The 25,538-nt window shown below is 56.2% G+C and carries 21 protein-coding genes; 8 read left to right on the top strand and 13 right to left on the bottom strand.

Translation table 11 applies throughout. From position 1 onward, the window contains the following. Positions 1-2 precede the first annotated feature (2 nt). Positions 3-791, top strand: coding sequence for a bifunctional hydroxymethylpyrimidine kinase/phosphomethylpyrimidine kinase (gene thiD, locus RE6C_RS29345; protein WP_008662674.1), 789 nt, complete (start codon positions 3-5; stop codon positions 789-791). 33 nt (positions 792-824) lie between these two features. On the opposite strand, the gene RE6C_RS29340 is transcribed toward thiD, so the two are convergent. From RE6C_RS29340 to RE6C_RS29310, 7 genes are all read right to left on the bottom strand, one after another. Then, positions 825-1,775, bottom strand: a complete 951-nt coding sequence (locus RE6C_RS29340; RefSeq protein ID WP_008662673.1) for a hypothetical protein — start codon at positions 1,773-1,775, stop codon at positions 825-827. Positions 1,776-1,901: 126 nt separating this feature from the next. Further along, the gene (locus tag RE6C_RS29335; protein ID WP_008662672.1) at positions 1,902-2,729 is read right to left on the bottom strand and encodes a lipoate--protein ligase family protein; all 828 of its coding nucleotides are present in this window, start codon (positions 2,727-2,729) and stop codon (positions 1,902-1,904) included. Continuing rightward, positions 2,726-4,228 (bottom strand): aminomethyl-transferring glycine dehydrogenase subunit GcvPB, encoded by a 1,503-nt coding sequence (gcvPB, locus tag RE6C_RS29330; protein ID WP_008662671.1) that lies wholly within the window; start codon positions 4,226-4,228, stop codon positions 2,726-2,728. Before gcvPB ends, RE6C_RS29335 begins: the two co-directional genes overlap by 4 nt. Positions 4,229-4,261: 33 nt before the next feature. Next, a complete protein-coding gene (gene gcvPA, locus RE6C_RS29325) occupies positions 4,262-5,665 on the bottom strand; it encodes an aminomethyl-transferring glycine dehydrogenase subunit GcvPA (protein WP_008662668.1) in 1,404 nt (467 codons plus the stop codon). Between the two features lie 4 nt (positions 5,666-5,669). Further along, positions 5,670-6,068 (bottom strand): glycine cleavage system protein GcvH, encoded by a 399-nt coding sequence (gene gcvH, locus RE6C_RS29320; protein WP_037252318.1) that lies wholly within the window; start codon positions 6,066-6,068, stop codon positions 5,670-5,672. A gap of 102 nt (positions 6,069-6,170) precedes the next feature. Continuing rightward, positions 6,171-7,337 (bottom strand): glycine cleavage system aminomethyltransferase GcvT, encoded by a 1,167-nt coding sequence (gene gcvT, locus RE6C_RS29315; protein WP_008662665.1) that lies wholly within the window; start codon positions 7,335-7,337, stop codon positions 6,171-6,173. 221 nt (positions 7,338-7,558) lie between these two features. Continuing rightward, positions 7,559-10,387: a M16 family metallopeptidase gene (locus RE6C_RS29310; protein ID WP_008662662.1), complete on the bottom strand. Its 2,829-nt coding sequence runs from the start codon at positions 10,385-10,387 to the stop codon at positions 7,559-7,561. A 242-nt stretch (positions 10,388-10,629) separates the two neighbouring features. On the opposite strand from RE6C_RS29310, the gene RE6C_RS29305 reads away from it, so the two are divergent. The 4 genes from RE6C_RS29305 (at position 10,630) to RE6C_RS29285 (ending at position 13,731) form a co-directional block, all read left to right on the top strand. Then, positions 10,630-11,067, top strand: coding sequence for a Rieske (2Fe-2S) protein (locus RE6C_RS29305; protein ID WP_008662660.1), 438 nt, complete (start codon positions 10,630-10,632; stop codon positions 11,065-11,067). Positions 11,068-11,413: 346 nt separating this feature from the next. Next, a complete protein-coding gene (locus RE6C_RS29295) occupies positions 11,414-11,890 on the top strand; it encodes a hypothetical protein (protein ID WP_008662658.1) in 477 nt (158 codons plus the stop codon). Continuing rightward, entirely contained in the window at positions 11,880-12,332 is a 453-nt protein-coding gene (locus tag RE6C_RS29290) for a MarR family winged helix-turn-helix transcriptional regulator (protein WP_008662657.1), read from the top strand. The genes RE6C_RS29295 and RE6C_RS29290 overlap by 11 nt, the downstream gene beginning before the upstream one ends. Before the next feature lie 4 nt (positions 12,333-12,336). Next, positions 12,337-13,731, top strand: coding sequence for an alkyl/aryl-sulfatase (locus tag RE6C_RS29285; protein ID WP_039963864.1), 1,395 nt, complete (start codon positions 12,337-12,339; stop codon positions 13,729-13,731). Positions 13,732-13,802: 71 nt separating this feature from the next. On the opposite strand, the gene gltX is transcribed toward RE6C_RS29285, so the two are convergent. Together gltX and RE6C_RS29275 are read right to left on the bottom strand one after the other, a co-directional pair. Next, positions 13,803-15,350 carry a glutamate--tRNA ligase gene (gltX, locus tag RE6C_RS29280; RefSeq protein ID WP_008662655.1) on the bottom strand — a complete coding sequence of 516 codons (1,548 nt, stop codon included), beginning with the start codon at positions 15,348-15,350 and terminating at the stop codon, positions 13,803-13,805. A 455-nt stretch (positions 15,351-15,805) separates the two neighbouring features. Then, positions 15,806-18,274 (bottom strand): TolC family protein, encoded by a 2,469-nt coding sequence (locus RE6C_RS29275; protein WP_008662653.1) that lies wholly within the window; start codon positions 18,272-18,274, stop codon positions 15,806-15,808. Positions 18,275-18,842: 568 nt separating this feature from the next. Between RE6C_RS29275 and RE6C_RS29270 the strand changes: the two genes are divergently transcribed. Both RE6C_RS29270 and RE6C_RS29265 read left to right on the top strand, forming a co-directional pair. Then, the gene (locus tag RE6C_RS29270) at positions 18,843-20,108 is read left to right on the top strand and encodes a PHP domain-containing protein (protein ID WP_039963861.1); all 1,266 of its coding nucleotides are present in this window, start codon (positions 18,843-18,845) and stop codon (positions 20,106-20,108) included. Positions 20,109-20,164: 56 nt separating this feature from the next. Then, positions 20,165-20,566 (top strand): hypothetical protein, encoded by a 402-nt coding sequence (locus RE6C_RS29265; RefSeq protein ID WP_008664088.1) that lies wholly within the window; start codon positions 20,165-20,167, stop codon positions 20,564-20,566. 155 nt (positions 20,567-20,721) lie between these two features. Here the strand turns inward: RE6C_RS29265 and RE6C_RS29255 are convergent, their stop codons facing one another. From RE6C_RS29255 to RE6C_RS29240, 4 genes are all read right to left on the bottom strand, one after another. Then, complete coding sequence (locus RE6C_RS29255; protein ID WP_008662648.1) at positions 20,722-21,138, bottom strand: GNAT family acetyltransferase; 417 nt, start codon at positions 21,136-21,138, stop codon at positions 20,722-20,724. Between the two features lie 197 nt (positions 21,139-21,335). After that, positions 21,336-21,944 (bottom strand): LutC/YkgG family protein, encoded by a 609-nt coding sequence (locus tag RE6C_RS29250; RefSeq protein ID WP_008662647.1) that lies wholly within the window; start codon positions 21,942-21,944, stop codon positions 21,336-21,338. After that, the gene (locus tag RE6C_RS29245; RefSeq protein WP_008662646.1) at positions 21,941-23,392 is read right to left on the bottom strand and encodes a lactate utilization protein B; all 1,452 of its coding nucleotides are present in this window, start codon (positions 23,390-23,392) and stop codon (positions 21,941-21,943) included. The genes RE6C_RS29250 and RE6C_RS29245 overlap by 4 nt, the downstream gene beginning before the upstream one ends. Before the next feature lie 30 nt (positions 23,393-23,422). Further along, a complete protein-coding gene (locus RE6C_RS29240; RefSeq protein ID WP_008662645.1) occupies positions 23,423-24,217 on the bottom strand; it encodes a (Fe-S)-binding protein in 795 nt (264 codons plus the stop codon). A 192-nt stretch (positions 24,218-24,409) separates the two neighbouring features. Here RE6C_RS29240 and RE6C_RS29235 point away from each other — a divergent pair, with 192 nt between their 5' ends. Next, positions 24,410-25,414, top strand: a complete 1,005-nt coding sequence (locus RE6C_RS29235) for a 4Fe-4S dicluster domain-containing protein (RefSeq protein WP_008662644.1) — start codon at positions 24,410-24,412, stop codon at positions 25,412-25,414. Positions 25,415-25,538: the final 124 nt, after the last annotated feature.

The following is a 25,538-nucleotide window of genomic DNA, read 5'->3' as shown; positions in this document are numbered from 1 at the left end:
CCATGCCTGCTGCCGCCCCAGTTGCTCTCACGATCGCTGGCTCGGATCCGTCGGGCGGGGCCGGAATGCAAGCGGACCTGAAAACCTTTCACTCGTTCGGCGTGTATGGATGCAGCGTGATGACGCTGCTGACGGCACAGAACACGATGGGAGTGCAGGGCCTCCAAATGGTTCCAACCGAATTTGTTCGTGCTCAATGGACCAGCGTCTCCAGTGACTTGCCATTGGCCGCGATCAAGACCGGTGCCCTCGGCAACGCGGAATTGATTGACACGGTGGCGGATTGCTTGGATTCCCTGACATGCCCGTTGGTCGTGGATCCAGTCATGATCAGCAAACACGGCCACGCGATCATCGACGACGACGCGATCGAACTGTTGATCCATCGCGTGTTTCCATTGGCAGACCTCGTCACACCCAACGCGTTTGAAGCCGAACGATTGGTCGGCCAATCCATTCGCAGCGAAGAAGACCTTACCAGCGTCTCCGCCAAGTTGCTCGCGATGGGACCGCGTGCGGTTTTGATCAAGGCTTGCGTGGGTGAGCGGTCAGTGGATTGCCTTGCCGACGCCAACGGCGCTCAATTGCTTCGGTCGCCGAGAATTGAATCCAATCGAACCCACGGCAGTGGTTGCGTGTTGTCCGCTGCCATCACCGCTGGCTTGGCCAAAGGCCAAGACCTTAGCAAAGCGGTGCAAACCGCTCGTGACTTTGTGCACGATGCGATTCGCAACGCACCAAAACTCGGCAAGGGAATCTCACCGGTCGGGCTTCTCGACCGACGCATGTAGTTCCTGCGTGGTAGAAGCCCGCGACCATCATCATCAAAAGGCTGACTGTGGCATTCCCGGTTGAGGAATCCCTGGCTGGCCTGGGCGTTCACCTTTCATCATCACGTACGCGGTCGCGAACATGACACCGATGAATGGCCCGGTGAACAAGAGCCCAATGAAGAGGGCCAACAGTCCGCCCAATGAAATGAGCATCGATGCAACACCAAGCACCAACGAGGTTGCCCAGTTCGCTTTGCCAACTTCAAAAGCTCGAGAGAACGCCTCAAACACTCCACACTGACGATCGACAATGAAGTAGTAGTACGGCCACATCAAGAGCAGGAAGATCAGACCGGGGATGATCAGCAACAGGAAGCCAAAGAGCGCTCCAAGGCCAAACAAGATGGTTCCGCCGAGGACGCCCAAAAACACGTCGCCGCCGTTGAACAGCATCCCAACGTTGACCGGTTGAAAACGAGTGACGCCGATACAAATTCGAGCCATCCCGATCCCGATGAACATGTTGAACAAACTGCTCGCGAGGTTTAGCACCAGTGCCAGCACGACAAACGCCGTGTTCCCGTTGTCTTGAGCCACCTGTTCCAGAATCGACGTCACGAAACTGAACCCGAACGAAATACCAAACACGATCACGGTGGCTCCCACCAAGATGCCAATGTTCGGTTTGAATGCCTGCCAAGCGTGCGAGAAGATCTCTCCGAAATCAGCTGCCGTCGGCTGGTAACCGCCGGTCGATACACTGGCGGACGTGTGAGAAGTCACAGGCGACGCATAAGGATTGGATGCCGCGGCCGGCGAAGGTTCGTTGAACTCCGACTTGAACGCACCAAACGGATCTTCTGCAGCGGGTGCGGCAGGAGGCGTCCCACCTGGAATGGGTTGCACGCTTTGGCACGTGGGACAGCGAGCTGACTTGCCAGCCGATTCGTCACCAACACGTAGGACCGCGTTGCAGGAAGAACAATGGAATTGGATCGCCATGAGATGCCTTCGGCGAGGAGCACATTGGGGTGGAATCCCTGCAGTGTAACGGTCTCCACCATCGCCGTGGGGCGGCACTGACCCACCGCTACATTTTCGCGTCTTTACCAACGCACGTCACGGTGGCTATCGCTTCGACGTCCAATCCGAATTGCCGTATCGCTGCGTAACAATTTGTTTCGAAGCTTCCATCTCTTCGGACTCAAGTGCACCCAATTGCCAATCGATCTCAAACATCGCTTTGAGTCGTTGCTGCAAACCACGAATGAGTTGATCCATTTCCAATCGCCGTCCAGCCAGTTGCCGAATCCCCGGCAAGACATCCGCGTGAGGCGAAACACTCCACAACAAACTGCCGTGTTGCAACAATGCTCCTTTGGTTCTGCGTTGTGCACTCCCCAGCACCTTGTAGCCACTCACGATCAGATCTTCGTCCGTGCGACGTTGAAAGCAGAGGAAGGGCTCGTCACGTTTGCCGACACTTGATGCCCCGGATGAATCAGACGACATTCGCGTTGCCGCGCCCGTCCCAAGCGTTCGAAACGGTTTCGCATCGACACCCATCACCTTGAGTTCGCTCGCGATCGCTTCGTGAACGTTTCGATAAGTTGCTTCGCGTGCTCCCGTGTCCGAGACATTCATCGGCAACGTCAACGACAGCGTCAGCTCAGCGTGATGCAGAATAGCGCCGCCACCGGTTGACCGGCGAACCAAATCCACTTCGCCGGTGCTTCCCAAAGCGACACCTGTTCGCTCTGCCCACGCCATCGCTTCGGACAAGGGTTGGAAATACCCGAGCGACAATGTCGGTCGTTTCCAACCGTAGAATCGCAGCGTGGGAGGTGCTCCCGCAGCGACACTGCTGAGCAATGCCTCATCGATCGCCATGTTCGCCGCCGCATCATGGCTCGCCGATTCGATCAATCGGCCACGGATGGCTGGGACTTCACTCACGTCGCGGATTCACCAGCCGCATCCGTCCATTTCAAAATCGGACGTCGAGCCGCGGTCACGTCGTCAGGACGACTGATTCGCGTCGAGTGCGGTGCATCGTGGATCAGCTCCTCACCTTCTTCCGTGATTCGGAAGAGAGCTTCGACAAACGCATCCAACGTTTGCTTGCTCTCGGTTTCGGTCGGCTCCACCATCACGGCTTCGTCAACAACCAATGGGAAATACACCGTTGGTGCATGGAACCCGTAATCCAGAATGCGTTTGGCGATATCCATCGCGGAAAGCTTCTTTTCTTTCTTCAAACGGGTCGCCGATGCAACAAACTCATGCATGCAACGATCGCCATGAGGCACATCGAGGAAATGCTTGACCTTGCTGAGCAAGTAGTTCGCACCGAGCACGGCGTCTTCGCTGACATGACGCAAACCGTCGCCTCCATAAGTCCGAAGATAGATGTAGGCTCGCACCAACACGCCGGTGTTGCCGAAGAAGCTACGGACACGTCCGATGGAATCAACCGATGGCGAGGTCAAGTGATAGGTGTAGCGATCATCGTCGCCGCTCGCGCCTTCGTTTTCGACACGGGTCACAACGGGACCAGGCAAATACTTGGCCAAGAAGTCGCGAACGCAAATCGGGCCGGCACCTGGCCCACCACCACCGTGCGGTCCGGAGAAAGTCTTGTGTGGGTTGTAGTGCATCAAGTCCGCACCAAAGTCACCGGGGCGTGTGATCCCCAAGATCGCATTCATGTTGGCACCGTCCAAGTAGATCAACGCTCCGGCATCGTGAACCAGTTGGTTGATCTCTTCGATCTGGCTGTCAAACAATCCCAATGTGTTTGGGTTGGTCAACATGAACACGGCGGTCTTGTCATCAAGCTTGGCTTTGAGATCTTCCAGATCCACCAAACCATTCGCGTTGCTCTTGACCGTCTTGGTTTTGAAACCGGCCATTTGAGCACTAGCGGGATTGGTTCCGTGAGCCGAGTCGGCGGTCAAAACCACGCTGCGATCGCTACCCTGGTCGCGGAAGTAAGCCGCCGCGACCAACAATGCCGCCAACTCACCATGGGCACCCGCAGCAGGCTGCATTGAAACGCCCGGCAACCCGCTAATCTCCGCGAACATACCCTGCAGTTCGTACAATAACTCCAGCAACCCTTGCAGGCCCGACTCATGCTGCAGCGGGTGCACGTTCAGGAACCCAGGCAACGAAGCGATGCGCTCGTTGCGTTTTGGGTTGTACTTCATCGTGCACGAACCCAAGGGGTAGAAGTGCGTGTCGACGCTCATGTTCAATGTCGACAAACCAACGAAGTGGCGGACCACGTCGCCTTCGGCAAGCTCTGGAAGTGGTGGCGGAGTTTCGGCCAGAGCCTCGTCCGCGAAAAGTTCGTCGACGTTCACCGATGGCACGCCCAAATCACCGAGTCGGTGAGCACGTCGTCCAGCGCGGCTGAGTTCAAACAGAAGCTGAGTCGATTGTTGGTTTCGCATAGTTGCGTGAATAAAAGAGTGAACTTCGTTGAATCAAACCGTGGCCATCGAGGGAGCTTCGCAGAGCACTTTCGCCCAACGATCGATCTCCACACGCGAACGTTTTTCAGTCACCGCGACGAGGAAACATTGCTCGTATCGCGACGGCAAAGCGACCTCGGTTTCCGAGCCTTCGGAACCACCGACGCACATCGGCGTCATGTCGATCCCGGCGAGCAACCCGTTGTCACGAGCGTGAGCCAGCAAACCATCGACGTCCGCACCAAGGTCTCGAACGACGAACTCCTTCAGCGACGGGCCCTCGCCAACGACTTCGAACCGATCCGATTTCGCAATCACTTCTTTGGCATAAGCCGTTTTCGCGATGCAATGATCGGCGGTCTCTTTCAATCCCTCGGGGCCGAGCAGCGACAGGTGCACCGTCGCTCGCAAAGCCAACAGCGTCTGGTTGCTACAAATGTTGCTGGTCGCTTTTTCGCGGCGGATGTGTTGTTCGCGAGTTTGCAACGTCAGCACCCAACAGCGTTTTCCACGACGGTCGGTCGTTTGTCCCGCGATCCGGCCAGGCAGTCGACGAACCAACTCTTCACGACACGCCATGATGCCAAGATAAGGACCACCGTATGCCAGTGGGTTGCCCAAGCTTTGACCTTCGGCGATGGCGATGTCGACGCCCATGTCACCGGGACGCTTCAGCCGACCGAGACTAACCGGGTCGAAAACCTGAATCGTCAAAGCCCCGGCTTCTTTGGCCGCGGCTGCGATTTCAGAAACTGATTCGAGTTGACCGACGAAGTTTGGATGCTGGATCAGCACGCAAGCGGTTTGGTCGTCGATCGCATCGATCATGGGCTTGGAGTGCCCATTTTCATCCGACGGCACAACCACCAATTCGGCGTCGATGTTCTTGAGGTAAGCCACCAAGATGTCGCGATACTGTGGGTGAACCACATCGGTCGTGATGACTTTGTTGCGTCCGCGTTGCATCGATAAAGCCATCAAGACAGCTTCGGTCGCTGCGGATCCGCCGTCGTACAAACTGGCGTTGCTGACGCCCAACCCGGTCAACTGCGTGACCAAGGTTTCGTACTCGAACATCACCTGCAAATTGCCTTGGCTGACCTCGGCTTGATAAGGCGTGTACGACGTGTAGTACTCACCCCGCGACGCGATCTCATCAACTGCCGCGGGAATGAAGTGATCGTACGCACCGCCTCCCAAGAAACAAACATGCGAATCCGCCGATGCATTGCGAGCGGCCAACCGAGTCATCTCGGCGGTCAACGCCAACTCATTGCAGGCCGGTGGCAAATCCAACGGGCGTTTCATACGGACCGCTTCTGGCACCTGATCGTTGATGATCTCATCGATGCTTTCTGCACCGATTGATTTCAACATCTCTCGGCGGTCTTCGTCGGTGTGAAAGAGATAACTCATTCGATCAACCTGCTTCGGAACACTGTTTTTGATAAGCGGCATAGTCCATCAACGAATCAGGCAGATCCGCTGACAATTTCACTTTCAGAATCCATCCAAAATCGAACGCGTCATCGTTCAAATTGTCCAAGTTGTCTGGCAGGTCGGTATGAACCGCGACAACTTCGCCAGCAACGGGGCTGTACAGGGGGCTAACCGCTTTCACGGATTCGACTTCACCGAATTCTTCGCCAACTTCCAGCGTGCGTCCAACTTCGGGAAGGTCCATGTAGACCAAGTCGTTGAGCTGCTCGACGGCGAAGGCTGAGATACCGATCGTTGCGAACTTGTCGCCGCCTTCTTCTTGAACGTCCACCCACTCATGGGTCTCGGCATAACGCAGGGTCGAAGGGTCTCGTGCCATCGGAGGCTCCTAACGAATCATGAAAAATAAAGGGAAATGGATGAATCAAAACTTGTTGAACAACATTCGCGAATCGCGGTCGCGGAATGTCGCGTCACACGACTAAGACGCGGCGGGTGGCCGTTTGTAGAACGGCAGTTTCGTAGGCAAAGCATCCGTTGTCTTGCCACGAATATCAATTTGGAAGCTCGCATCTTTCGCGTGCTTGGCATCGATGGTCGCCATCGCGATAGGAACACCCAACGTGGGTGACGGACCACCACTGGTGACTTGCCCAATCTTTTCGCCGTCCGCACTCAAAACGTCGCAACCTTCTCGAGCGGGACGTTTACCCGTGGGAAGCAATCCGATTCGACGTCGTGTTGGGCCTTGTTCAGCAACAGCCCGCAAAGCTTCTTCGCCGATGAAGTGACGGTCCTTCAAGTTGCAACCGAACTTCAATCCGGCGGTGATTGGATCAATCGTTTCGTCCAGTTCATGCCCATAAAGTGGCATCCCGGCTTCCATTCGCAGTGTGTCGCGAGCGCCCAAACCGGCGGGGACAAATCCTGCTTCGCGACCGGCGAGCAAAACGTTTTCCCAAACTCGGTGAGCTTCTTCGGCTCGAACGATCAACTCCAGTCCATCTTCGCCGGTGTATCCCGTGCGGCTAACAATGACGGGTTTCTTGAATTGGTCCGTGATGAAGGCGTTGTAGTTTTTCAGTCGCGATGGATCGATTGAGAAGAGTTTCTTGCAGACTTCGATCGCCATCGGTCCTTGGATCGCAATCATCGCCGTCAACTCGGTGCGATCCGACATGGTGACGGTGGGGAAGTCGGCCAGGTGAGGCTCGAACCACTTCAGTATTTTTTCTCGGTTGGATGCGTTGACCACCAACAAGTGAAAACGTCGTTCCGATGGAGTTTGCAAAAAGGAAACCAGCACGTCATCCAGCACGCCGCCTTCCGCGTTGCAGACCATGCCATAGCGGACTTGGCCGGGCACCATGTCGGTCACACGACGCGTCAAAACGTGGTCGAGGAATTCGGCCGCGTGATCGCCATCAAACCGCAATCGGCCCATGTGCGACACGTCAAACAAAGCGGCCTTGGTACGACAGGCTTGGTGTTCCGCGACGATGCCTTCGTACTGAATCGGCATCTCGTAACCGGCAAAGGGAACCATTTTGGCTCCGGCTTGGCGATGCCAAGCATCCAACGGTGTTTGCAGAAAGTCCGCCGGGGAAGTTGGATTTCCCACAGGATCGTTGGTGGATGAAGTTGTCATAAAAAACGCTCGACAACGCAGGCAAAAACGAACCTCATCGGCTGGGATCCCCTACCAACCGGCACAACACCAGCCACGGGAACCCTGGACAAGGACGAAACACTCGGATGAAAAAGATCAATGTTGGTGCCGAGTGTAAACAACAAAAGCCGGACCTGGCACCCGCCCGATCCGGCTTCGCTGCATTTTTATGAATCGATCGCAGCCGAACTGCAACCAGATCACTCTGCTGGCTGCTCGACCGCCGCAAAGTCACCTGCGATGGCCATCACCAAGCCGTCAAGATCCACGTATTTTTTCAGCGCCGCGTTGACCGAATCAACCGTCGCCGCCTGAATCTGCTCTTCGTGCTTCGCCACAAAGGCCATCGTTCGATCGTTGAAGACCGATTTGACCAGCATGCTAGCTAGCCTCGAATCACCCGTTCGGCCAATCCGTTCGGCTTGCAAATACGCACCCTTGGCCTGCTCCAATTCCTCTTCGGTGACGCCGTCTTCGAGCACCCGCACAACCTCTTCGCGAATCACGCGAAGCAGCTTGTCTTTGTTGGCCGGGTTGGTGATCGCGTACAGCGTGAAGCTGACTTTTTCATCCTCCGCAAAGTTCGCCGCGGTCAAACCGCTACGTACCCCGTACGACAAACCTTCTTGTTGACGAACACGGTTGGCCAAACGGCTGCTCAGCGATCCGCCTCCCAAGATGAAGTTGCCCAGCACCAACGATGCGTACTCGGGATCCGAATCCGCCAACTTGTATTGCTGGCCGCTGTACAACAACGCGTTGGATTTGTCGGGAGTCTCAATCGTCACGACGGCACCGGGAATATCAGGCTGAGCCGGCGTCACGATTCGCTCAAACGGCTTCTTGGCTTCCCAACCTTCCACGATCGACCGGAACTTCTCTAGCGTCGGCTCAACGTCGAAGTTGCCAACGATGGCCAACTCACCGGCTTGATTGCCCAAGTACTCCGCGTGCAATTGGCGGATCTGTTCGATGGTCGTCTCTTCGTACATGGCAATCTCTTCTTCGATCGTCATGACGTAACGGATGTCATTCTTGTCGTACGGTGAGAGCATTTTTTGAACCCGGCGAGGTGCCAACGCATTGGGTTCGGTCTTGCTCTTTTCCAAACCGGTGACGACCTGACGCCGCATCACTTCCAGTTCCGATGGCTCAAAGCGAGGTGAACGGAAAATCTTTCCAATCAAGTCAATGACTTCGGGCAAGAACTCTTCTTTGGTTTGCACCTGAACCTGCAACACACCTTTCAAAGTGTAGATCTGGACCTCAGCACGCAAACGCGTCCACTCGTCCTGCAGTTGCTGATAGTCAAGTTCTTCGGTGCCGCGAGCCATCATCATTCCCAACAACTCAACCGCGCCGAGTTTGTCCTTGAGCGACTCAGCCGTTCCGAATCGCAGCGTCATCAACACCGAGACCGAATCACCGCGAGTCTTCTTCGGCAGCACGGCGTATTCGATTCCGCCAGCCAACTTGCCACGTTGAACTCGCTCTTCAATCGCTTCCGGATTGGGATCGAAACGTTCCCCAGCGGCGACCGCAGCCCGGCCTTTGTAGTCTTTCAGCAATGCCGCCAAATCCGGCGATTCGGGGATACTGACACGATCCGATTCCTCCGATGGCAAGAACAAACCAACGGTTCGGTTGTTTCGTTTCAGATAGCGATCGGCAACGTCACGAACCTGCTCGACGGTCAACGCTTCCACGGCGTCGCGATACAAGAAATACAGACGCCAATCACCTTGCGCGGCCCAGTCACTGAGCGAAACGGCGATTTTGTCCGTGTTGGCGGATTCCAATTCGCGAGCCTTCAACATTTGTTGTTTGGCTCGTTCCACCTCTTGTTCGGTGATCGGGTTTTTCGCCCAATCGTTTTCCATCAAGTCGATCAGCTTGGCACGGGCCTGCTCGATGGATTGCTCTTTTGGCACTTCTGCCATCGTCATGAGCAACCCCGGTTCACGGAAACCGAACGCCATCGCGAAAACGTTGCTGGCGATTTCAGTTTCGACCATTTCTTTGTAAAGACGACCACTTGGCTCATCGCCCAAGACGTTCGTGAGAGCTTTGACCGCGGCGTAATCAGGATGACTGCCAGCGGGAATGTGGTAGGCGGCGCCGACGACTTGCACGTCGCCGACCCGACGCAGCACAACCGTTCGCTCCCCATCTTTTGGAGGCTCGACCGTGTAAGTTTCGTCGATTGGAGTGTTGGGAACCGGCAGACTGCCAAACGCATCGTTGACCGCTTTCAGCGCGTGATCCACCTCGAAGTTGCCCGCGATGATGACCATCACGTTGTCCGGGCGGTAATACTTGCGATAAAACTGACGCAGCTTAACGACCGGCACACGCTCGATGTCGCTGCGGTTGCCAATCGTCGATTTGCCGTAGTTGTGCCAATCGAAAGCGGCCGACTCGATCCGCTGCATCAAGACTCGCATCGGTGAGTTCTCGCCGCGTTCAAACTCGTTGCGAACAACGGTCATTTCGCTTTCGAGGTCTTCGCCTTTGATGTTGCTGTTGAGCAACCGATCGGCTTCCAAGTTCAATGCGAACTCGAGATTGTCTTTGCTGGCCGGAAGTGTTTCGTAGTAGTTCGTCCGGTCCATCCAAGTCGTGCCGTTGAACCGCGCTCCGCGATCCTGCAACACCTTGGGAACTTCCGGGTGGGTGGGCGTGCCCTTGAACAACATGTGTTCGAGAAGGTGAGCCATCCCGGCTTCCCCGTAACCTTCGTGACGCGAGCCAACGAACACGGTCATGTTGACCGTCACGACTTCTTTGCTCTCATCGGGAAAGAGCAAAACCTTCACGTCGTTGGGCAGTACATATTCGCTGATCCCCTCGACTTCGCGGAGTTTCAATGGCACGGACGAATCCTTTTTTGCCGCGTCATCGGCAGGACAGAGGGTTGGAATCAAACAGAGAGCAGCGACCAGACTGCTCAGCAGAAAAGCGGACGCTCTGCGTCCGTCGCGGCATCGAACCGCCGCCACATCCAGTTGTGAAAGCATTGCGAAATTCATCCGATCGTCTCGTTGGAGTGATGTGTGAGCTGAGGGACGCCCGAATTGTAACGACGAGTCGACAAGTGTGTCCCCCCGGGGTCGCCGCGATCGCCAGTAAACTTCACACTGAGTGCATTCCAGGAGCGGTCGAGAAACGAGCGTCCGGTACCATTTGTGCAAAGCCCCGCTGGGTCGTTCCGGCAATGGGCACCGGCCCTTCTTTCCCGCCCATTGCCAAAGGCTTTTCACGGACAGACCCCATGAGCGATTCAAATTCCGATCCGAAACCGAAGCGTAATTTGTATCCCAACGAACTCGCCGAGCAAAATCACAACCGCCAACCGCGAGAAGATCTGCCGTGGCACGTCGCGTTTGATTTGAACGAGGCTGAACCGGGACTCGCCGAACGCTTGGCTGCCAATCCCGAGTCCGAATCGTTTGTGCGAGAAGCCTTGGTGGGTGATCGAATTCTCGCCGTGATCTTTCATTCGGGCCAATGGTACGCGATGGACGGAATCTGCACTCACCAAGGCGGACCGCTCGCCGAAGGTCATGTCGCGGACGGCTGCGTGACGTGTCCCTGGCATGGATGGCAATACGAACTGGAAACCGGAACCCAAACGACCAGCCGCCAACCTCTTCAAGCGGTTTTTCCAATCCGACAAAACGGCACGGCAATCGAAGTCCAACTGCCCTGAATTTTGCCCGCCCAGATTCGCGGCTCGCGGCACTCAGGCAACATCGCGTGCGGTTGTGTCTCGCCTGACGTAGCACCATGCGAGTCGAAAATTCGGCACGTCGCAAAAGTTTTCGTCCCGGTGGATTGGCCACCTCAAACGAATCGATGACGGCTTGAACGGGTGAATTATCCCAGCCGGACGCACGCCCCAGTTGGCCATTCCGAATCGACCAGCCCCATCAAAGAGCAAAACTTTAAACAGAAGCGTTGACTCGCGGACCATTACCTGCATCATACAGGTACCGGCGAAGCAAATAATTCCACGCTCCACTCCGCTTCCTTGCAACACGCACACGACAAATGTCATGACCGCAGAAAAACGGAACATCCGATTGCCGCGAGTTGCCATGGTTACCCGGATCCTCTTTGCATCATTCCTGTTTGGAACGGGAATCATGACAATGGGCTTTGCCAGCAATGGCTATCCCGTCGGTGACACGCCGGATGACGTAGGGCGATTCATGATCGCACTGGAGCAAACTGGTTATCTGATCTTCTGGGTTGGCTTTTTCAAAACCGTTGCTGGCGGTCTGATGTTTTTCCCTCGGACAGCGCCGCTGGCCGTTCTGATGTCGCTGCCGTATGTCGTCAACATTCTGCTGTACGTGACATTCTTTGCCCATCAATACCTCGTGATTGGGCTTCCTGATTTTGCAGCCTGTGCATTGCTGATTTACTGCTACTTCGACTGGTACCGGCCGATTTTGGCGAGTCCTACGGAACAGCCTGGACCAATGGGCACTTCAACCTCAAGGCCTTCGGGAGGCGATCATGCATTTTGACTCAGAGTCTTCGCCTGGATTTGTCATTGGGCGAGTCGCTTACTTGATACGCACCGGAATGGGAGCGGAACTGAAGAAAGCCCGCTGGCCTTTTTCACCCGAGGAAACACAGACCCTGATCACGCTGTCCGATGCCGGCCAGCCTCTGAGCATGAACGAACTGGCATCGCGAATGATCCGCGATGCCACGACTGTGAAACGACAGTTGGATCGACTTGTCGAACATCAGTTCGTAGAGCGAAACGCCTCGAGCGAGGATGCTCGGATCGTGATGATCGGCTTGACCCGCCGAGGCGAGCAACGATTGCAGAAGGTCCTCCCGCTACTGGATGACCTACGGAAGATCGCTTTGAAAGGCATCTCAAAGAAGGAACTGGCTGCAGCACAAAACGTTCTGCATCAGATGCAGAAGAACCTCAAGACCCATCTCACGAATGATTAAACCCATGAACCACTTTCGAATCCGTTTTGGCAGAAGCCTAAAAACGGCCGTTCTACTCGGCGTCCTCGTGTCGACTGCTGGCGTTGCCAACGGACAAACACAGGTCCAACCCGAAACCGCGCTGAGGATGCTGAACGCTCAGCAACAACAGTTCGAGAAGGGTGTCGTTCAAGTCGCGGACAACGTTTACACCGCGGTTGGTTTTCACGGCGCAAACACGTCGATGATTGTCGGTACCGATGGGGTCATCATCGTCGACACTCTTTTCGGTCCGTCCAGTGCTTCCAAAGCGGCGGAAGCTTTTCGGCGATACAGTGACAAACCGGTCAAGGCGATCATCTATACCCACAGTCACGGCGATCACACCGGTGGAGCCAGTGCCTTCGTTGGCGATGAGAAACCGGATGTCTTCGCAACGGAGACCTTTGGTTCAGCCGAAGGTGTCAACAAAGCAGTTGAACCCGTGAAAGCGAAACGAAACATACGCCAGTTTGGTCGCAATCTCTCTCCGTCCGAGAGTACCAATCGCGGTGTCGCTCCGGCCAACACCGAAGACGGCGACCGTGGCAAAGGATTCCTTCCGCCGACTGTCACCGTCCCCAGCGACGGACTCAAAACGACAATCGCGGGCGTCGAAATCGAATTTCATAACGGGCCAGGCGAAACCGGCGATGCCATGTTCATCTGGCTGCCAAAGGAGAAGGTGCTGCTTGCGGGTGACAACTTCTACAGTTCCTTCCCCAACCTGTATGCGATTCGCGGAACGGCCTATCGCGACGTGCTGAGTTGGTCCGAGAGCGTTGCCAAGATGGCGACGTTCAAACCAGACGTCCTGATCCCCGGCCACACCATGCCGATTCAAGGTCAGGATGCCGCCACCACCGCACTGAACGATTACAGCGAAGCGATCCGCAGTGTCTACGACCAAACCGTCCGCGGCATCAACGCCGGCAAAGGTCCTGATCAACTGGCACACGAAGTCAAGCTTCCTGAACACCTAAAAGACAAGCCGTACCTGATTCAGTTTTATGGTTCGGTGCCGCACGCGGTACGAGCGATCTATGCCGGGCTGTTGGGCTGGTACGACGGCAACCCAACGACGTTGAATCCGCTGCAGCCAAAACTCAAGGCGAAGAAAATGGCTGAACTGGCGGGCGGCACACAGGAGCTGACCGAGCAGATGGAATCAGCCCTTGCAAAAGAAGAATTCCAATGGGCGTTGGAACTTTCCGACCATGTGAAATGGCTAGACGATGCCGACGTCAAGCTCGCACGCAAGGTCAAGATCGCAGCACTCCGGGCTCTCGCGGCGAGGGAGTACAACGCGCCCAATCGCAACTACTACCTCAGCTGCGCCAACGAACTCGAGTCAGGTCAGTTGAGCGAAGTCTGGTTCTAGGTTTACCGAGACAGGCCAAGGTTCATCTCGGTGGGGGACCACCGAGCGACAGGTTGCGAACAACCGCTTGCCTAGGACAGGCCGGCGATCGTTTTTTCGATTCGTGCGGTCACCTTGCCTTTCCCCAAGACCGCAAGCGTGTCGAACATGCCGAAGCCGCTGGCCGCTCCAGTTGTCGCCACTCGCAACGCGTGAATGATTTGGCCGATCTTGATGCCCTCTGATTCGCAGAACGACTTCACAGTGGTCTCCACGTTGGCGGCGTCAAACTCGGTCGCTGCTTTCAATGTCTCATTCAGCTTCGCAAGCAACTCCTTCGCGCCATCGGCTTTGACCAAACGTTTCTCGTAGGCTTTTTCGTCAACGGCATAATCGTCCACGAAACAGTAGTCGAAGTCGATGATGTCGCCGGCCATCTTCAAACGATCACCAGCCGCAGCAACCACGGCCGACAACGCTTCATCGGAATCCCCTTCGGCAACGAAGCCAGAGGCAAGCGCAAACGGACGCACCAACTCGGTTCGCTTCTCATCCGAAAGTGCCGCGAACGCGTCGCCTTGGAACGACTGCAGTTTGGCCGGGTCGAATGAGGCGGGAGCTTTGTTGACGCGATCCAGAGTGAACTTCTCGATCATTTCCGCGATCGTGAACTTCTCGGTTTCGCCATCGAGCGACCATCCCAGCAACAACAGGTAGTTCAACAACGCATCGGGCAGGAACCCGATCTCGCGGTAGAAATCGACCAACACGGGATTGAACGTGTCCGCGTCGACTTGCATGTTGCAACGCTCGGCGATCTTTTCACCGTGAGCCAACAACACGGCGAAGTCACGGTTCTTTTTGTACTTGTCGAGTTTGCGTTTGCTCAACTTGGCCGATCCACCGGGCTCGGCCACGTAGGGCAGGTGAGCATAAATCGGCAGGTCATACCCGAGCGACTGAGCGATGAAGACTTGGCGAGCCGTGTTGGGCAAGTGTTCCGCGGCGCGAACGACGTGCGTGATCTTCAGTTCGTGATCATCGACGACGCTGGCCAGGTGATACAGCGGGCTGCCATCGGCACGCGCGATCACGTGGTCTTGTTCAGACGCCCATTCGACGATGACTTCGCCGCGGATCAAATCTTGGATCACGCATTGGCCTTCGCGTGGCATCTTCAGACGCACGACGCCTTGCCGACCTTCGGCTTCGAATTTGGCTGCGGTCGCTTCGTCTTCCGCCATCCAGCGTCGATCGTAGACAAACGCCTCGCCAGCTTTCTGGGCTTCTTCGCGAAGCGTTTGCAGTTCTTCCGGTTTGGCGAAATCGCGGTAGGCGTGGCCATCGGCGAGCAGTTTGTCAGCAGCGGCTCGGTACAAATCGCCTCGTTGCGATTGAAAGTAGGGACCATGCGGGCCGCCGACATCGGGGCCTTCGTCCCAGTCCATCCCGAGCCAACGAAAACCATCCAGGATCGGTTTCAATGCCGCGTCGACGTTTCGTCCGGCGTCCGTGTCATCGATCCGAAGAATGAATTGTCCGCCAGCCTGTTTCGCGAGCAGCCAATTGAAAAGTGCGGTGCGGACGCCACCGATGTGCAAGTATCCGGTTGGGCTGGGGGCAAATCGCGTGCGAATCATGGTCGAAAAACACTTGGGATGAAATGGTGTGAGGAACGACCGGGAGTCCTCAACGTTTGGATGGATTGAGTCGACCGGTGTGCAACGTTCATGCTAGCAGGCCACCGAAACTTTCCTAACCCGCCAACCAAAATCATGCTAGCTGCCCTCACCGTACGATGGGCTTCCAAGCCCGTCGGTGCTCGGCTCAAGTTCTCGACGGGCTAGGAAGCCCATCGTACGGCGAGATTCTCGACCGGCTAAAAGCCCATCGTACTTGTCTGAAAACGACGAAAAGCCCGACGGGCCTGCAAGCAGACCGGTCGAGCTAGTCGTGGGGGTGGGTCGTGGATCCAACGCGCGTGTGTTGGACGACAACCACCCAAGCCTCCGCCCCTACGAAGGTGATGAGAACCGTTCCGAGTCTGCCAGCGATCAGCCGGTCAGTGACTCAGATCTGGTTCGTGTTCAGTGTTTCAGCGAGGAATGGGTTTCCGTCGCACGGGTTGCGGTGCGTACTCGGCGGGTTCCGCAGCCGATGTCGCTGCGGGTGCCGTGTAGGCGGCCGGTTGGACTCGGCGAGCCGTTCCCCACGACGCACCATCGTTGGACGATGCGGCGGGCGATCGAAGTGGCTGAGCCGATTCAATCGAAGGAGCCGGGGTTGGGACGGTCACGGGAGGTGACAGTCGGTCGATAGGCTGAGGAGCCCGCAACATTTCGTGAGTGCTGCTGCCGTACTCGCTCAAGGGTTGGTGATCTTCGATCCGGATTGGATCGCGAACGATTCCCATGTCCATTGGCAAGGCTTCGCCGTTGGCATCGCCGAAGATGACCTGGCCATCCGCCGCGTTCATCTCGAACTCACCCGGCGGCAAGATTTGCCCGTGGGTGTTGGCACCACTGCCGATGATCTGCGAAGCGGAGTCCGCATCACGAACCGGCCCTTGGCGAACCACACCTGGACGAGTCACACCGTACTGCAACTTCTTGCCAGCACTTCGTTCACGAGCTCGTTCGAGTGCATCCCAGTAGGCTTTCTTGTTCCAAGGTCCTTCTCGCAACACGATGCCACTGTTGGCCAGCAAGGTGCCCTTCAAGTAATCAACATAGCTCAATGATTTGCTGTATTCAGCCAAAGCACGGTAGTAGCTGATTTCTGCTTGAGCCTTTCGCTGTTGACTTTGCAGGACCACGTTGATGTCCGACACGCCCGATTCATATTGTGCCAATCGAATTTCGACTTCGGTTTCGAAAGCTTGCCATTGCTGTGCGTTGGTTTGCGTCAGTTGGTAGTGCGACTGAGCCTTGCGGATCGCATCGGACAATTTGCTGACCAACAATCGCTCGTCCTCTTGCAACTTCGAACGTTCACGGACGATGCGAAGCTTCGCATTTTGGATTCTTGCCAATTCTTTACGTGCACCAAAAGCGGGCGGAGTCACTTCGAGACGAACCGCGCCTTCTTGGAAATCACCGCCGGTCAAGCTTGCCAACGCCGAACTACCTGGCGATGGGAACGTTCCCGTTCCACCATCGGGAGGACCGAGCGTGTCACCGACCCCCACCCAGCGGTAAAGCAACGACAGGTTCACCTCTGGCAGGATTTGGTTCTTTGCTGTGATCAGCTCCAACTCTTGTTGTTTGATGCGGGTCTTCGTTTGACGCAGTTCGGGCGACAGGTACAGCATTTGTGCAACCGACTCGTTCCAGTCAAATTCAACACGTGCGAGGGTTGGCTCGTCGATGGGACGAATCAAACGACCATCGGTTGCCGCCAATCCCATCAACTCACGCAGACGGTTTTCCGAGCCATAGACGCCGAACCGGTCAGGGCCGGGCAGGTTCGATCCTGCGAGTGCAGTTTCGAGCTGGGCCTTGAACTGGAAGTATTGACCTTTTGCTTGCGACAACTCAAAGAGAGTGCCGTTGCCATTTTCCATCGCCAAGCGGGCAAACTGTGCCGTCGCCATAGCGCTGTTCCGAGCAACCACTGAAGTGGCCACGTTGCGGTAGGCAACGTACAGGTCCCAGTAGGCGTTCTCGACATCGCGGACCAAGTTGCGAACCTGGACTTCGTATTCGGCAATCGACACGTCTTCGTTGAGGCTGGCCAAGACAACCGGAACGCGGTTGACCAAGGTGCCTCGGTTCCGCATCAATGGCTGCTGCACTTGAGCTTCCATCGAAACGGTGTAGTCACTCGAAACTACTCGCGAGGCGGAGTTGAGTGCCAAGGGTGCAGTCGGAAGGTTGTTGTGTCCGTACACCAGTTGATGACGAAGTGTGGCAACGCCACCGGTAGCGAACCGTTTGCTGATCGCGGCTTGGGCCGTCACGTCATCTGATTGAAACAGCGAGGTTGAAACAGCACTGTTGCCCGAGTTTCGTGGACGGTCGGTGTTGCTGTAACTGATGAACCCGCTGGCTTGAGCATCGAACTCAGCCAAAGCATCTTCGACACCGCCAACTTGGTTGGCTCGCAGAACACCACGAGGCAGGGTGCGGTTGCCATTGCTGTCAACGGTCAACGGGACCGACTGAGTGGTTGATTGCTGGATGGCGACGTCGTAGACGCTACCAAACTGATCGGAAGAACCACTGATGAACTGGTCAGCCACGTTTTGACGTGTTTCTGCGATGCCGCTGGTAGTGACGAAGAACTTCGCATTTTGCAACGCGATGTTGGTCGCTTCTTCCAGCGTCAAATCCCAGAACTGGTAGTCGTGATTACCGATCGCCAGCGGAGGCAACGCCTCCGTCGTTTCGGGCAGACTCTCCACGTCCACATCCGGATATTCAATCTGGGTGGCTGAGTTGAGATAGTAGTTCAGGTCCGGAGACTCGTTCAAGAAGAACGGCTGAGTTGGAGCGCACCCACAGGCGATCAGGAGGGTGATTCCCAATTGCAGTTGTGCAGTCAAACGGATCAATGAGCGATTCATGCCCTGGACTTCCCTGGCGCGGTGCCGCCGCAGAACATACCCCACGAGTGCCGCGAGTGCGGCATGGCATGTCCCCGGTCGGGCCGAGTGTGGAAAGCCCCCCTACAAAAGTCTCGCCCATCATCGTTCCACCGAATGGAACGAGACCTTCATCCGAAAGTAGGTATCGGGTTCCGATCGGGTAAACTTTGACGGCAATCCGAAAAATCGTGAAGTTTTTCGCCAGCCGTCCTTGAGGCTCATTTTCAAGCCAAATACGCAAGGATTCTGGCGGCTCGCTCCATGAAGATTTGATGGGCAACGAATGTTTCATTCTGAAGCGTCCAGTACAAAGGACGCTCGTCATGAAACACTTCCGTGAAACTTGCCTCCGCGCAGAACATTTGTCCACAGACATCCCGTCGATCAGCATTCCTCCCCAAGCCAACTGACTCGACGCAACAACGTCCGCCGCGATCGCTCAACGTTCCTCAATGATGATGAGCCTTCACGCGAACCGCTGCAGACAACCGTTCTACTTCGTGACTTGCACTCGACCTCCCGCCAACTCTCTCGCCTGAATTCCACCATGAAACTGACCAAGCGTTTGCACCGTCGTCTCCTGCCTTTTTCCCTCGTCGCACTTTGCCTCACCATTCCGTGTTTCATACCACTGTGTCACGCCGATGAACCGGCACCCCAATGGTGGAAGGGAAATATCCACACTCATTCGCTTTGGAGCGATGGCGATCAATTCCCTGAGATGATTGCGGACTGGTACCAATCCGAGGGCTACAACTTTCTGGCCCTGACTGACCACAACGTGCTCAGCGAGGGATCACGATGGATGGACTACTCGAAAATCCTGCAGCGCAGCGACGATGGAATTCTGGATCGCTACCGAGCCCGATTCGGCAACGCCTGGGTGGAAACTCGTGGCACCGAAGGCGAAGCCGACTACCAAGTGCGACTCAAACCGCTTGATGAATTTCGATACCTGGTCGAACAGCACGACCAATTCATCCTGATTCCCGCCGAAGAAATCAGCGATCGCGGGGAAGGCAAACCGGTTCACATCAACGCGACGAACCTGGCCGAAGCTCTCGAACCCGCAGGAGGCGACACGGTTCGCCAAGTGATCGAAAACAACTTGCGAGCGATCCTGGAACACGAAAAAGCACACGGCCGAGAAGTTCTGCCGCACGTGAACCACCCGAACTTCCACTACGCCGTCACCGCCGAGGACCTCGCCTCGGTTGTGTCGGAACGGTTCTTCGAGGTCTACAACGGGCACCCGGGAGTCAACCATCTTGGCGATGACGAACACCCCAGCATCGAACGCATGTGGGACATCATCAACGCCCTGCGTCAGACTTCGCTGAACGTCCCGCCGATGATGGGCATCGCGACCGATGACAGCCACGAATACCACGGCAAACCCGGATCGCGTCCCGGTCGCGGGTGGGTGATGGTCCGCAGCCAATACCTGACGCCCGAGCACTTGATCCGAGCGATGAAACGCGGCGATTTCTATGCGTCCAGCGGAGTCAGCTTGGACGACGTGAAATACGACGCCGAATCGAAAACCTTGTCGCTGCAAATTCAATCCGACCCCGAAACGACATACCAAACCAAGTTCATCGCGACGCTGGCAAAAGCGGATGGATTGATCGACGAACACCGGATCGGAGTGACCGTCGCCACATCCGACAGCCTTCAGCCTCAGTACACGCTGACTGGGAAGGAACTGTACGTTCGGGCAGTCGTGACCAGCAGCCAACCTGCCCGAGACCCATCGTTCAAGGACCAAAAACAGCAGGCCTGGACCCAGCCTGTTGGCTGGGAATCGCCCTGATTCACTGCTTTTCGGCTGTTTGAACCCGCGGGATCCGGGGACCGTGCGTGAACTCTATGTTGATTGGCCGATTTGGGCAGGTTATCGTAGAAAGCATGAGCAAGAACAAAAACCTAAATATCTCCCGGGGTCCCGAAGGCTGGACCGTTCGAATCGTTCGCGAAGGCGAGCAGCACTCCAAGTACTTTCGGTTCTCCGATGGCGGGATCCGAAAGTCGCTGGCCAAGGCCCAGAAATGGCGTGATGCCAAAATCAAAGAGCTCGGCGAGCGACAATGGCGCAAAGGGCCTCGCAAGAAACCCACCAACAACACGTCTGGCATCACAGGCGTCAGCAGAAACTTCTACGGCCGCTGGGTCGCGACTTGGCAGGAAGACGGGGTCCAACGTTTCTTGACGTTCAAGACCAAAAAAGAAGCCGTCGCACACCGAAAGGCGATGATCGAAGGCATGGGCTAGCCGTACGACGGACTTCCGAGTCCGTCGGTGCCAAGGACGATTGATTTTGATGGATTTGGTAAGGCCATCGCTCTGCGTCCCGACCCAAGCGTTCCGGCAATCCTTTGCGCGTCCGCTACACGATGCCTGCGACATGGACTTCGCCGTCGAATCGATCACTCCCCGGTCAGCTTTCCCATGCTGATTCGTTCTTCGACTTGGAATCCGAGTGATCGATAAAACGCGACAACCTCGCTGTTGTCGGCGATCACTTGCAGGTTCACCTTCGGGCAACCACGACGGGACAGTTCCGATTCAGCATGCCGGACCAATCGAGTCCCCACGCCACGTCGCCGGAAGGCGGGCGACACCGCGACGGAATACAGCCATCCGCGATGCCCGTCGTATCCGGCCATCACCGTGCCCGCCACATTCTCTTCGTCCGTTGCCACGAAGAACAATCCATCGTCCGCAGCCATTTTGCGATCGATCGAGGTGCCAGGATCATTGTGCCCGGTAGATCGAGGGAACACCGCCAACCAAAGATCCACGACGGCATCACGATCTTCGGCGACGTAATTGCGTATCAGCATGTCTCCTCGCCCTAAAGACGTTCCATCGACGCCCAAACAACAACTGCTTCGCGATCAATGTCGCGAAGCCCCGCGACTCAACGGGCTGTTAATTTAGCCGTATACCGAATAACAACAATTAGCCGATGGGCGTTGGCCCCGGTGGGCGTTTGACTAACCGCTGCTAACGCGGTACGGCTCATCAAATCAACAGCCCGTCAAGGCAGCAGAAAAACCTGGAGCTTGCGGCATCCGTGGGCGCCCAGAACCAACGACTGCTCGATGTCGGCCGTTTTACTGGGGCCAGAAACAAAGACGCCAAAACCTGGACCGGGAGCACCGATTCGGGCATACGCTTCGTGCATGTTGTTCAGCAGATCGGATCGAGAGATCACAATCGCCAAGTACTGGGCGATGAAGATCATGACTCGGTGAGGCAACGTTTTGCCATCGATCCAAATCGCTCCATTTTCCGCCACACCAAACTCGCCGCGAACGATCGTCCAGTCCAATGTCGACAATGCATGCGGGTCATCGATGGTCGCCAGATCCACGGTGGCCGTCACCGCCTCAGGAACGGTCGAGGCAATCCGACGTGCGGACTGGAAAACCTCGATCGCCTGCAACTTCTCGTGAATTTCGCTGGGCGTATCGACCAAGTGAGCTTCGCCACCCACCGATGCCAACGTTTCTTGAAACTGCTGCAGTCGGTCATCGAATTGAACGACGCGGGCGGGATCAATCGTGGGTAGCTCGGGCGCGTCCACAACGCAGCCTTTCAACCGATCTAAAATGACTTGCCGACTGTTGGATTGTGTTTCGCTCATGATTGCTCCTCCCGCGAAACTGTTTGCGAGCCTGATGGCCGGTTCTTGGCGTACCACTCGTGGAACGATTTCTTTGGTGGCTCGGGGAGGTCTCGGTCTTTCGCCCAGGTGTTGAAGCGGTTGTGAGCCAGCGATTTCGGCAACACCTTCAAAGCGACTCGGCCCAAGTAGCCCGCCGCCGCGAACAAAGGTGGATTGCGGAACAAGAACGAAGCAGCCTTCATCGCCATTCGCTTGTTCCAAGCAACCAGACGCTTGCCCACCAAAACTTTTCGCCAAGCCAACAACTGATGGTGCAAAGGAATCTTGACCGGGCAAACATCGGTGCACGAACCACACAGACTGCATGCGAACGGCAAACTCTTGTGAGCCTTGGCGTTTTTTGCCGGCCCCAAAACGCTGCCGATCGGCCCCGGCACGGTGGCTCGATAGCTGTGCCCGCCACTGCGTCGATAAACCGGGCAAGTGTTCATGCAAGCACCGCAGCGAATACAGTGCAACGAATCGCGAAACGTCTTGCTGTCGCGAATTTTGGATCGACCGTTGTCGACCAAGACAATGTGCAGTTCGCTGTTCTCGTCACGCGGCCCGTGGAAGTGGGACGTGTAGCTGGTGATCGGTTGGCCGGTCGCACTGCGAGCGAGCAACCGGGTGAAAACCGACAGATCTTGGAACCGCGGCACCAACTTTTCGATGCCCATGCAAGCGATGTGAATTCGCGGTAGAGAAACTCCCAAGTCCGCGTTGCCTTCGTTGGTGCAAACGACCAAACCGCCGGTGTCAGCGATCGCGAAATTGACGCCGGTGATTCCGACTTCACCGCTCAAGAACTTGCCGCGCAGGTGGCCGCGAGCGGCTTCCGTCAGAACTTGCGGGTCAGACTCGCCGGCGCGCGTTCCGAGGTGTTCGTGAAAGGTATCGCCGACCTCTTCTTTCTTGATGTGAATCGCCGGCAGCACAATGTGACTGGGGGTTTCGCCACGCAATTGAACGATGCGTTCACCCAAGTCGGTGTCGACAACTTCGATGCCGCTTTCGATCAAGTATTCGTTCAGACCGCACTCTTCGGTCAGCATAGATTTGCTTTTGACGATACGAAGCGTGTCGTTGCGGCGTAGCAAATCCAAGACGATGCGGTTGTGTTCCTCGGCATCGGCAGCCCAGTGAACAACCGCACCCAAACGAGTCGCGTTGGCCTCAAACTGTTGCAAGTATTCCGGCAGTTTCGCGATCGTGTGCGTCTTGATCGTGGACGCCTGTTCGCGAAGGTATTCCCATTCGGGAATCGATTGCGCCTGCTTGTCACGTTTGCTTCGAACGAACCACAACGAATCATCATGCCAATGCGATCGAGGCTCATTGGTCACGAACTCGCGGGCGGCGTTCGGGTGATCGACGATGGGAAGAGTGGATGTCAAGGAAGTCACTTCGCTTAGGAATTCATTCAATCAAATAAGAGCACCAGATCAGTCAGTCGGTCAACGACTCGCGATCGCTGGTGCGGATCGATCCGATCCGGAGGAATCGGACTGCATCGCTTCGGCCAGCACTTCAGCAATGTGTTTGACCGACATCGGCATGTTGCGTCGGCGAATCAATCCGCCCATGTGCATCAGACAACTCATGTCGCCTGCGATCATCACTTCGCTGCCGGAGGTGATGTGGTCGGTCACGCGGTCAATCCCCATCGCCACACTGGTCTCCCGTTCAGCAACCGCAAATGTGCCGCCAAAACCACAGCATTCATCGACACGGGTGATCGGTTTGATTTCGATTCCATCCAACGATTCCAACAACATCCGCATCTTGTCTTCTCGCGGAGTCATGTTTTCGCTGCATTTCCCGAGACGCAGTTCTCGCAAACCGTGGCAACTGGAGTGGATGCTCACGGGACGGTTGAAAGTCCCTGGAATGGAACGAACTCCCAAGCGGTCGACGACGAATTCGCACAACTCATACGTGTTTTCACGCAAATGCTGGAATTCGGTGTCATTAGGCCCAAAGTAGTCGGCATAATGATTCCGAATCATCGACGTACAACTGCCCGAGGGGCACACCACGGCGTCGTAGCTCGCGAATCGCTTCACCCATTGTTTGGCGACGGGTGCCGTGTCGGCATCACACCCCGTGTTGGCCATCGGCTGTCCACAACAGGTTTGCCCCGCCGGATACTCGACTTCGACCCCTAAACGTTCCAACAGTGTCAACGTCGCGATCGCGACATCCGGAAAGAACTGGTCGATGTAGCAGGGGATGAACAGAGCAACAGTCATGCGAAGCTGAGAAGTGGGGCAGATGAGGGGGAAAATCGCGCATGGAGGCAAACAGATCGCGCTAACGCAAAGAGTATAGACTAACGGTCCAGTGCCGTAGAGAACGCCCTCCGCAGAATTGGTTCCGGTTGATTTGTCGCTGCTCAAGAGTCAGGATGAAGTCCCGCCCCATTCGCCTCCTTCGGATGAAACATGATCTCCGCCGCCAAACCCACCACGTGCACGCTGGTCGTTTCCAAGGGACAATCTCGCAATCCGGCCAAACGAGGCCTGGAATCGGCGATCGCACAGGCCGCGGGTCAGCTCGACGGCGTCGAAGTCATCATGGTCCCTCACTTGTACGATTTGCCCAAGGGTGGCGAATCCCTGGAATTGCTCCAGAAAATTGAGGGCGACCTGATTGTCTGCAGCTGGATCTTTTCGCGAGCCGCTCACTGGGTCCTTGACCGCAACGGAATCGGCGGCGTCACCGGCGAAGTCGAACTGGGTGCCGATGAATACGACGAGGAAGAATCCCCTTCCGCGACTGCTGAATCTGCGACGGACGAACAGGAACCGGTCGATCGGGTGACGGATTTGTACCCGCGTCCCGACCGGACGATCCACTGCCTAGACCTGAAGGTATCGGAGTCCGCAGACGACTTCATTGGCGAAATCAAACGCATTTTGAACATCGCCGTCGAGGCCGATCGATCGCTGCCCATCGTCGGTGGAAAGATCGTCGAGGTCGACGAAACGACCAGCCGACGCTGGTACCCGGTCATCGACTTCAGTCGCTGCACGAACTGCATGGAATGCATCGACTTCTGCTTGTTCGGCGTCTACGGCGTCGATGGAGTCGAAAACATTTTGGTCGAGCAGCCTGACAATTGCCGCAAAGGTTGCCCGGCGTGCAGCCGAGTGTGCCCAGAGAATGCCATCATCTTTCCGCAACACAAAGCACCCGCGATCGCCGGCGCCGTGACCGAAGGCGACGAGGGATTCAAAATCGATTTGTCCCAGCTCTTCGGTGCGCCCACCGACAAGGGCGACCCGATCGCAACCGCCGCCCGAGAACGCGACGAACAGTTGCTGCTGACCGGTCGTGAAGCGGTTGGAATCGACGACAACCTGAAAAAACGACAGGCTGCGTTAAACGAGAAACCGAAAGACAACCTGGATCGCCTGATCGATTCGCTGGACGAATTGGATTTGTAGGTTACTCGCCGCACGGTTTTCTTGGGCCAGGCGACTTCTCCACGGGCTTCCAGGTCGATCGACTTCTATACAGACGGCCTTGGGAGGCCAGGGCTTTCAAGGTGTTTTAAACTTTGCCATTCCT

The sequence above is a fragment of the Rhodopirellula europaea 6C genome (genome assembly GCF_000338295.1).
Taxonomy (GTDB): Bacteria; Planctomycetota; Planctomycetia; order Pirellulales; family Pirellulaceae; genus Rhodopirellula; species Rhodopirellula europaea.
The sequence above is the reverse complement of the archived record's forward strand: the minus strand, read 5'-3'. Positions and strand labels throughout refer to the sequence as shown.